Consider the following 9,781-nt stretch of genomic DNA (forward strand, 5'->3'; position numbering starts at 1 on the left):
CGCACTCACGTATGGCAAACCGACATCGCTGAAGAAAGCACGAATAAGCGCGTCGCCATCAGCCGCATGACTATCGCAATAATCGATCACGGAACTCTTTCTACCCAGAAAGAACGCGTCATTTTGGATAAGAATTAGCGCTTTCAGCGTCTTAGCACCCCGCAATTACAGGAATCGCCCAATCCTAATCGCCTCGACTCCATCAGCGCAGCGGGCTAATTCCTCTAGCGAATATCTTGCTTGAGCGCGGATGAGTTCAGAGCTGTCCTGCTGCATTAGGATTGAAAGCAGCTTAGCCGCTGGAAAATACTTAGTATTGCTTGCCACGCTGCAAGCGTTTCTCACAAGGCGCTCGCGGCGCGCGCGCATGAATGGCGTATCTTTAAAAGTTTGCTTAAACTCCCCGTCACTAGAAATGCCGAGAATAGACTGAAGACTTAAATACTTGCAGGGCTTAGAATCTAAGAACGAATCGCATCGCTGAAGCTCGTCGCTTTTTGCATTAAAAGGACAAACCTCTTGACACATATCGCAACCAAAGATCCAATCCCCAATGCTGCTAGACTCTTGGGGCGAAAAAGGCGTCTTCTTTTCTATCGTGAGATAAGATATGCAGCGACGAGCATCGATAACACCTGGCGAAACTATTGCCTCTGTCGGACAAGCCTCGATACAACCCGTGCATTTCGAACAATTCTCCCCAGCCAAACAACTTTTTTCGACCTTTGGTTCTAAACGCCTTCCTCCGCGCCACAAGTTGGGATTTTCCTCCCAATCACTAACACTGACATCCCAAAGTATCTCCGCAATAAAAAAATAAGACCCCAGCCCTGGACGAATGAGCATGGCATTCTTTCCTACAAACCCAAGGCCACTTCGAGCACCTAATGCGCGCTCTAAAAGCGGCACGGCATCAGAAAATGCGCGCCACTTAATCATCCCCCTTACATCCCCAATCTCTACTTCTAGGTCAGCGATAAAGCTTTCTAACAAACTCCTACAAACAATGTGGTAGTCTTTTCCCCAGGCATAGCGAGAAACCCGCCCATAACCCCATTTCGGCAAAAAGTGCAAAGCTTTTTGTCCAGAATAGGGGATGGCAAGAACAACGACAAATCTTACTTCTGGAAGGAAGTTACGCAAATCGATAAATATATCGACACGGCGCTCCATGTATTTCATCTCGCCACAGTAATTGCGATCTTGCCAATCTCGCAGATTAGAAGACTGTGTCTGTAAAACTTGGCTTGCAACCTCAAGCGGAAGCGCACTGCAAACGACAAACCCATGGCGACCAGCAATCGCCGAAAGATTCTTTAAGGAAATTTTCAATGAAAATTCGGACTAACTCAAGCTATCGTCAAACTCATCGGTCTGACCACCAAAAGTCTCAACTGCATCCCTATCAGTATAACGCCTCTCGTTCTGCTCTAGCTCGGTCTTACAATCAATACAATACTGTGCAACCGGCCGCGCCTCTAGGCGCGCTGGAGCTATCCCCTCTCCACACTGCTCACAGATGCCAAACTCGCCCGTCTCAAACTTAGCTAAAGCATGATCAATTTTTTTTAGCAGCTTCTTTTCCCTAGTCCCTAACTTCTGAATGTTCGCTTGAGTTATTTCAATCGACGCGAGATCGACCGAATCTCCACCCGTATCAGAAATCTCTCCCTCTGAGGCCGCCTGTAAATCAGTCAAATGCTGAATAATGGCTTGCCGCTCCGCATACAGAAGCTTTTTAAATTTATCAAGATCTCTCTTTCGCATAAACTAAATAACCCCCACTAAACAAAAGAAAAAAGAAAAGCAAAAAATTATATCACGAACGCGGCAGCTTCCCAACGCAAATGCAGTAAAATATTATAAATAGATTTTTCTGGCAATATCCCCACAAAAATCGGCCACAGGCACTAGCATACTTTGTTTAAACCAATGACATCCCTATTCGTACTCGCCATAAACCCTGCGCAATGTTTGAGAAATCTCGCCGAGAGTAGAATAACAACTTGCGGCACTAATTACATAGGGCATTACATTGCGGCCTTCACGAGCCGCGGACTCCAAGTCGCCTAAAGCGCGCTCCACTGCGTCATTGTCTCGCGCACGCCGAACTTCGCGCACAAATTCACATTGCGCCTTCTCAATGCCAACGTCGCTCTCAGCGAAACTGCCCCTTTTCCCTGCACATGCCGATACAGTAGGAAACTCCCCTGCTTCGCAAAGAACACGACTATTCCCCGCATTATTGACACCTTCTACAAAGCGGTTGACTCCAACCACAATGCGCTCGGCTTGCTCGATTTCTCTTTGATAATTAAAAGCAGACTCCTCGATGCCTTTCTGAGGATACCGAGCTTCAATAGCGGCTAACATTCCTCCCATCCTATCGATCTCGTCGAGTTCCTTGGTTACTGCGCTCTCTATTGCATCCGTCATTTGCTCAATGCAATAACTTCCGCCCAGCGGATCAACTGTTTGTGTCACTCCACTTTCGAAAGCGATTACTTGTTGCGTGCGCAGCGCCAAAGTTGCAGCATCTTCTGTGGGCAGGCGATGTGCCTCGTCGTAGGAATTAGTATGTAGCGACTGGGTACCGCCCAGTACAGCCGCAAGTGCCTGCAATGTAGTGCGTACTATGTTAACCTCGGGCTGTGCAGCGGTGAGCGTCGAGCCACACGTTTGAGTGTGGAACCTAAGCATACAGGATTTTGAATTCTTTGCCCCAAATCGCTCCCTCACAACTTTCGCCCAAAGTCTACGCGCAGCTCTAAACTTTGCAACCTCCTCTAAAAAATCATTGTGACAACCGAAAAAAAACGTCAGCCGAGGAGCAAACGCATCTATATCTAAACCCCTTTGTAGGGCGGATTCTACATAAGCAATGGCATTGGCCAAAGTAAAACTAAGTTCCTGAACAGCGCTAGCTCCAGCCTCGCGCATGTGATAGCCGGAAATACTTATTGTATTCCACTGAGGGACTTCGGCGCGGCAAAATTCAAAAATATCGGTCACCAATTTTAAGGCAGGTCGAGGCGGAAAAATATATGTGCCACGCGCGATATACTCTTTTAAAATATCGTTCTGCACTGTGCCGCGCAGTCTATCCCAGGAAACATTTCGCTTGTTTGCCAATGCCAAGTACATCGCAAGAAGAATAGACGCGGTGGAATTAATTGTCATGCTAGTCGAAATGCTCTCTAACGGTATTGAGTCAAAGAGCAACTCAATGTCCCTTAGGGAATCAATGGCAACGCCAACCCTTCCCACCTCTCCGCAAGCGCGCTCCTCATCCGAATCACAGCCCATTTGCGTAGGCAAATCAAAAGCTACGCTTAAGCCAGTGGTTCCCTTGTCAAGCAAATAGCGGTAACGCTGATTCGTCTGGCGGGCGGTCCCAAATCCGGCATACTGACGCATAGTCCATATTTGACTGCAATACATGCCGGAGTGGATACCTCGAGTAAACGGCCACTGCCCCGGGAATCCTATTTCGCGTAGATAACGCGTTGCACGCGCGTTATCCTCTCCTGGAAAATAGCAAGGCTGGATCTCAATGGCAGAACTAATAACAACCTTCCCAGCATCATGAGCTTCGCCAAACCCAGGAGACTTATTGCAAAACAAATCCCGCCAGGCAGCAAAGTGCTTTCTTAAAGGCTTCCAAATCGACGGCGGATTTAATAATTTAGTCTGCATAAAAATAATACGAAATGACCTATCCAATAATTTCAGTTCTAGCTCAATACCTCAAGTTTTTTTATAAGTAAGTAATTTATGGTCCTCACTATTCTGTCTAATAAAACTTAAGGCACCGCAGGAGAATATATACTTTGATTAGGAAGCAACTAGCCAGGCTAAAAAGAATGCACGTCGAAGCCGAACAAAGTGGCGGAAAGGACAAGGTCGAAAAACAACATCTTGCCGGGAAACTCACTGCGCGAGAACGCATTGCAAAACTTCTAGATCCTGGCAGTTTTGTCGAGATTGACAAGTTCGTTACCCATCAGTGCTCAAACTTTGGTATTGATAAAAAAAAGTTTTTAGGCGACGGAGTCGTTTGTGGATACGGAAACATCGATGGCAGACAGGTATTTCTGTTTGCTCAGGATTTTACGGTTTTTGGCGGAGCCCTTTCCAGGACACACGCGGCGAAAATTACCAAAATTATGGATCTTGCGCAGTCCGTAGGCTGCCCCATCATTGGTCTAAACGATAGCGGCGGAGCGCGCATTCAAGAAGGCGTTGAAAGTCTCGGCGGTTACGCAGATATATTTTTAAGAAACGTAATGCTTTCGGGAGTAGTGCCACAGATCTCTGCGATACTCGGCCCATGCGCTGGTGGCGCTGTTTATTCGCCAGCAATTACCGACTTTATCGCAATGACAGAGCAAACTAGTTACATGTTTATAACTGGCCCAGACGTCGTCAAGGCAGTAACAAAAGAAATAGTTTCAAAGGAAGATTTAGGGGGCGCCCACACGCATAACGAGATAAGCGGGGTTGCTCATCTATTGGCAAAGGATGAAGATGTCTGTTTTCAGCAAATCCGAAAGCTCCTTAGTTACCTTCCGCAAAACAATGCGGAGTCGCCCCTACGCCTAAGCACAAGCGACGACCCTAGTCGCCTAGAACCAGTTTTGGACGAAATAGTCCCCGAAAATCCGCACCTCCCATACGACATAAAGGAAATCATACTCAAGGTCGTAGATTGCGAGGATTTTTTCGAGCTGCAAGAAAATTACGCGGGAAACATTGTAACTGGATTTGCGCGCCTTGGTGGCTATAGCGTTGGCATCGTGGCAAATCAGCCGCAAGTCCTTGCTGGCTGCTTGGATATCAATGCCAGCATTAAGGCCGCGCGTTTCGTTCGATTCTGTGATGCTTTTAATATCCCCATAGTTACTTTTGTCGATGTGCCCGGCTTCCTCCCAGGTACTAAACAGGAGTTTGGCGGAATAATCCGTCATGGAGCTAAGCTGCTATATGCCTACGCGGAAGCAACTGTTCCGAAGGTAACGGTCATAACTAGAAAAGCATATGGGGGCGCTTACGACGTTATGAGTTCAAAGCACATTCGCGGAGACATTAACCTGGCATATCCAACGGCTGAAGTGGCAGTAATGGGCCCCGAGGGGGCCGTAAACATAATATTTCGTTCAGAACTAAGCGATGCCAAGGATTCCGCGCAAGCACATTTAGAACTAGTAGATCAATATAGAGAGCAGTTTGCAAATCCTTGGACTGCCACCTCACTTGGGTATATCGATGCCGTAATTGAACCATCGCAAACCAGACTTCACCTCATTCGCGCACTTGAAATGCTCGAAACTAAACAACAAACAAACCCCGCTAAAAAGCACGGGAACATTCCACTATGAGCGAGGATAAGGACAGTAAACTTTTAATGCCAAATGGTTCAGCGATGGTCACTAATCGAGATTTGATCCATCCAGAAATCATTATCGCGATCGGAGCCGCATTGCTACTGGAGAGACACGAGGGAATAGGCCCATATGGATACTTGTCGTATACCCGGAGACGTGCACATTCGCAAAAACAGAAAGTAAAAGTAACGGTGAGGCGATCAGCTAATAAGTGCAAAAAACCATGAAGGAACCTACTACTTGTCACATCGCCGTTAATGGCAACAACTACGAGGTCAAGGTTATCCAGCGCGAGCGTTCTAGGGTCGTATTTTCAATTGCCGATCGCCACTACGAGGTGGAGTTTTTAAATACAGTTGCAAGCACTGGCGAAGGCGTGAGGGACAAAACGCAATCGGTTTCAGATAGTCGTGCTAAGACATCCAAACAGCAATCGCTAGCACTTCCAACGAGCTCGCAAGTGCTCGATCCGAATCTAAGCCCTATATACTCCCCGATGCCTGGAGTGGTTATTGCCATCCTCGCGCCAGAAGGCACGCTAGTAAAGCGCGGTGATGTATTGCTAAAACTCGAAGCTATGAAGATGGAAAACAACGTAATCTCGCCAACATCTGGCTGCGTAGAAAAACTCTACGTAAGCGAAAGGGCCGAGGTGTCCGATTCGCAAATCCTTCTTTCAATTCGCAACTCACCCGAAGCTGAGTAAGGGGCGTTGCTTTGCTAACGCTAGCGAGCGCCCTCAAACATTTGTGCTACTTTTTCGCTCCCGTGCCAAAAAACGGATTATCGTCGCCAAAAATTAAATCATCGTCTAGTTTTTTGCCTCCGCTCTTGCTGGCATCGCCACTACCTTCATATCCCATCTCGGAAGGCGTTGAAGGTCTTAGTTCGAACTTGAGTCCAGAGCTCTTAGACTGCTTCTCGCTTTCATTTGCCAATCTTTCGATTTCTTGCGCCCTGGCAGCCTCGTCCGCTTCCTCTTTTGGATCCAGTCTCTCAACCCACTTAAATTGGCTAACCTTACTGCTGTTCTCGCTCCGCAATTCGGAATGAATCGAGGACGCGGCTGACGAGGATGATGAGCTAAGTTGGGATGTCACTGCTTTCTTTTGCGACAGGGCTTTTGCAGCGCGATCGGTAAAGCGCATTGAAATTGAAATTCGGCGATTGGAAGGATGATGCGAATCGTCTTCTCGTTTTAACCTTTGTGCCGAAAAACCAACCACTCGCGCAATTTTTTCGTCCTTCATCCCCTGCTCCTGAAATATTCTTCGAGCTGCATTGGCGCGATCGGTTGAAAGGTTCCAGTTGTCGTAGCGCGCCTGCATTTTTTCGCTAAATGGAGTCGCGTCCGTATGGCCCTCTATGTCTATCGGATTTGGTAGGTCCATTAATATAGTTGCTATGCTGCGCAAAGCTTGCTGTGCCTCACTAGAAAGAATTGAACTTCCGACGGAAAACATCGAGGCATTCTCCGTATCCATTATTTCAAGATGAAGCCCTTGCTGGTCAACCTTTAACTCAAATTGCCCAAGTAGAGCGCCGTATTCTTCCTGCATGCGCTCTACTTCCTCTTGCAGCTCTTTTAACAACTCGTCGAATTTGGATCTCTCCTTCTCCTCTTCCTCTGTCAAAGCACCAGTGTCGCCAGCTTCCTCTGCCGCGCCGGCCTCCTCGTAGATATTGTGATGCGGAAGAGTTTGAGAATCGGCATCGGCAGGCGGTGCAAATGTATCAGGCAATATCCCACCTCCGCCAATTTCTAGTGGACTACCAGAACCAGCCTCAAATACACCCGGTCTACGAAAGTAGCTCGCCAACGCTTCGCGGGTTGCAACAGAGGCGCTATTTACTAGCCACAAAACCAAAAATAGCGCCATCATCGCAGTTACGAAGTCAGCATAGGCCACCTTCCACGCACCACCGTGATGACCGCCGTGGCCCGAGACTTTCTTTACTATGATGATAGTTTTGCCGTCTGGCCCCTCAGGCATACCTTTTTATCTCGAAAAATAGTTATGTGTATGACTTAAGCTTTACGAGCCTCAGAAACTATTGCTTCTAGTTCCGCATTGCTTGGACGAAAATCGGATGTTATGGCCTTTCGCGCAAATTCTAGCGCTACCTGTGGTGGCGAGCCGCCCGCAAAAGAGACTACCGCTGCGCGTATGGCGCTTAGAAGTAAATGCTTTTCGCGGTTAATCGAATCGATATTCTGTGCGATGGGCTGTAGGTAGCCGTAGCTAATTAAGATTCCTAAAAATGTTCCAACTAGTGCTGCAGCAACGTGGTGCCCAATCTCCGACGGGGGCCCGTCGATGTGACCCATAGTGATGATAATACCTAGCACCGCGGCTACTATACCGATGCCAGGAGCGGCATCTGCAACTTTGTTTAGGAGCGTCGTTATTTCGGCAGACTCGCTGTGATGAGTTTCAATTTCTGTTTCCATTAGTTTATCTAAGTCAAAGGCATTTACCACCCCGTCTACGAACAGCCTGAGAGAGCCTACCAGTAGATCCATGGCATGGTGATCGTGCAATATGGCTGGATATTTCTTGAAGCGCTCGCTCGTATGGGGATCTGACAAATCCTTTTCAATGCCAAGAACTCCCTCTTTGCGAATGACGTTAAAGATTGTAATCAACAAACCCAGGAGCTGTAAGAAGGTGTTCTTTGTTACACCGCTTCCTTTAAACACAATGGGGATGGATTTTAGTATCTTAGTAAACGTCGTTATCGGTGCATATCCTATCAATGCTCCAAGCATTGCTCCACAAATAACCACGTACTCGGAAGGCTGAACCAATATCCCAAAGTGCCCCTTAGCCATAGCAAAGCCGCCAAAAACAGAGGCCGAAACAACTATAATGCTTAAAATCGCACTCATTCTTCTTGCACCCGAACTAAAAAGCCAGTAATTTTGATTTTTTGCGTTGGTAAGAAAATAGTGCGTCGCGCACCAAACTTAAAACGCAAACATCTTATTCTGTATCTAAACTATCGTCGTTTTGAGCGATGTGCTTAATCCAAACATAGCATTTCGGCATGTAATTAGTGACGGTAGTTAAGTTAGATAAAATTAACGATTCCTAGGTGAACAATGGCAAACTCAGAGGCTAAATTAACCCTACCAGACGGCAAGGAAATTCTTTTACCAACTCTTATTGGCACCGAACAGGAAAAAGCCATAGACATTAGCAAACTCCGAGCTCAAACTGGCTACATTACTTATGATACTGGCTACGGCAATACTGGCGCATGTAGGAGTGCTATAACTTACGTAAACGGCGAAGCCGGAATTTTGCGCTACCGCGGCTATCCAATAGACGAACTAGCAGAAAAATCATCATTTTTAGAGACCGCATATTTGCTGATCTATGGCGAACTACCCTCTGCGGTTCAGTTGGATCAGTTTGTGTCAACGCTTACGCGCCACACTTTGATTCACGAGGACATGAAGCGCTTTTACGATGGGTTTCCTAGGGACGCGCATCCCATGGCGATACTTTCGTCCGTTGTTATGGCGCTCTGCACGTTTTATCAGGATTGGGATGATCCTAAAGATTTGGAGAAGCTTGACCTTGGCATAATTCGCCTTCTTGCCAAGCTACCTACGATGGCCGCTTTTGCTTATAAGAAATCTATTGGTCAACCATTCATTTACCCGGACAACAGTCTTTCCTATTGTGCCAACTTCTTGCACATGATGTTTGCAACGCCGGCGGAGGATTACTATCTTGATCCGGACATCGTTGCAGCTTTGGACTTGCTGCTGATTTTACACGCCGACCACGAGCAGAACTGCTCGGCCTCGACTGTTAGAATGGTTGGAAGCAGTCTTTCAAACCTATATGCAAGCATTTCGGCTGGCATTGGCGCACTTTGGGGCCCACTGCATGGTGGCGCAAACCAAGCGGTGGTGGAGATGCTAAATTCTATAGTTAAGGGTGGACAAAGCGTAAGGCATTATGTCGACATGGCTAAACGCAAGGACAATTCTTTTCGCTTGATGGGCTTTGGTCATCGCGTATACAAGAATTATGACCCGCGGGCAACGATACTTAAGAAGCACTGTCACAAGGTAATTGAGAAAACAAACTTTAAAAACCCTCTATTTGACGTTGCGCTCGAGCTCGAAGAAATTGCGCTTAAAGACGAATATTTTATAGAAAAAAAGCTATACCCGAACGTCGATTTTTATAGCGGTATAATCTATGCCGCCCTAAAAATTCCCGTTCCCGGCTATACTGCAATGTTTGCCCTAGGTCGCCTGCCCGGTTGGATAGCACAGTGGCGGGAAATGATTTCCGACCCAGAAACCAAAATCGGGCGTCCAAGGCAAGTATACGTCGGCGCAACCCAGAGAAATTACGTTCCGATTCAGCAACGTTGAG

Annotated in this window: 9 protein-coding genes; 4 read left to right on the top strand and 5 right to left on the bottom strand. The window is 47.1% G+C overall.

The window, feature by feature from the left end:
- Positions 1-138: thioesterase (locus tag IT291_09415; GenBank protein ID MCC6221443.1), on the top strand; the 138-nt coding region annotated here is incomplete at its 5' end.
- A 27-nt stretch (positions 139-165) separates the two neighbouring features.
- Here the strand turns inward: IT291_09415 and IT291_09420 are convergent.
- The 3 genes from IT291_09420 to IT291_09430 form a co-directional block, all read right to left on the bottom strand.
- The gene (locus tag IT291_09420) at positions 166-1,332 is read right to left on the bottom strand and encodes a DUF1730 domain-containing protein (GenBank protein ID MCC6221444.1); all 1,167 of its coding nucleotides are present in this window, start codon (positions 1,330-1,332) and stop codon (positions 166-168) included.
- 12 nt (positions 1,333-1,344) lie between these two features.
- Positions 1,345-1,767, bottom strand: a complete 423-nt coding sequence (locus tag IT291_09425; protein ID MCC6221445.1) for a TraR/DksA family transcriptional regulator — start codon at positions 1,765-1,767, stop codon at positions 1,345-1,347.
- A 174-nt stretch (positions 1,768-1,941) separates the two neighbouring features.
- Positions 1,942-3,696 carry a methylmalonyl-CoA mutase gene (locus tag IT291_09430; protein MCC6221446.1) on the bottom strand — a complete coding sequence of 585 codons (1,755 nt, stop codon included), beginning with the start codon at positions 3,694-3,696 and terminating at the stop codon, positions 1,942-1,944.
- Positions 3,697-3,833: 137 nt separating this feature from the next.
- On the opposite strand from IT291_09430, the gene IT291_09435 reads away from it, so the two are divergent.
- Positions 3,834-5,378 carry an acyl-CoA carboxylase subunit beta gene (locus tag IT291_09435; protein MCC6221447.1) on the top strand — a complete coding sequence of 515 codons (1,545 nt, stop codon included), beginning with the start codon at positions 3,834-3,836 and terminating at the stop codon, positions 5,376-5,378.
- A gap of 229 nt (positions 5,379-5,607) precedes the next feature.
- Positions 5,608-6,090: a hypothetical protein gene (locus IT291_09440; protein ID MCC6221448.1), complete on the top strand. Its 483-nt coding sequence runs from the start codon at positions 5,608-5,610 to the stop codon at positions 6,088-6,090.
- A 46-nt stretch (positions 6,091-6,136) separates the two neighbouring features.
- On the opposite strand, the gene IT291_09445 is transcribed toward IT291_09440, so the two are convergent.
- Entirely contained in the window at positions 6,137-7,378 is a 1,242-nt protein-coding gene (locus IT291_09445) for an OmpA family protein (GenBank protein MCC6221449.1), read from the bottom strand.
- A gap of 35 nt (positions 7,379-7,413) precedes the next feature.
- Positions 7,414-8,274: a flagellar motor stator protein MotA gene (gene motA / locus IT291_09450; protein MCC6221450.1), complete on the bottom strand. Its 861-nt coding sequence runs from the start codon at positions 8,272-8,274 to the stop codon at positions 7,414-7,416.
- Between the two features lie 213 nt (positions 8,275-8,487).
- On the opposite strand from motA, the gene IT291_09455 reads away from it, so the two are divergent.
- Positions 8,488-9,780, top strand: coding sequence for a citrate synthase (locus IT291_09455; GenBank protein ID MCC6221451.1), 1,293 nt, complete (start codon positions 8,488-8,490; stop codon positions 9,778-9,780).
- Position 9,781 lies beyond the last annotated feature (1 nt).

This window comes from Deltaproteobacteria bacterium (genome assembly GCA_020845775.1).
Taxonomy (GTDB): domain Bacteria; phylum Bdellovibrionota_C; class UBA2361; order SZUA-149; family JADLFC01; genus JADLFC01.

Coding starts and splice junctions, on each gene's coding strand:
- IT291_09455 (MCC6221451.1), top strand. CDS start 8,488: ATGGCAAACTCAGAGGCTAAATTAACCCTACCAGACGGCAAGGAAATT.
- IT291_09445 (MCC6221449.1), bottom strand. CDS start 7,378: ATGCCTGAGGGGCCAGACGGCAAAACTATCATCATAGTAAAGAAAGTC.
- IT291_09425 (MCC6221445.1), bottom strand. CDS start 1,767: ATGCGAAAGAGAGATCTTGATAAATTTAAAAAGCTTCTGTATGCGGAG.
- IT291_09440 (MCC6221448.1), top strand. CDS start 5,608: ATGAAGGAACCTACTACTTGTCACATCGCCGTTAATGGCAACAACTAC.
- IT291_09430 (MCC6221446.1), bottom strand. CDS start 3,696: ATGCAGACTAAATTATTAAATCCGCCGTCGATTTGGAAGCCTTTAAGA.
- motA (MCC6221450.1), bottom strand. CDS start 8,274: ATGAGTGCGATTTTAAGCATTATAGTTGTTTCGGCCTCTGTTTTTGGC.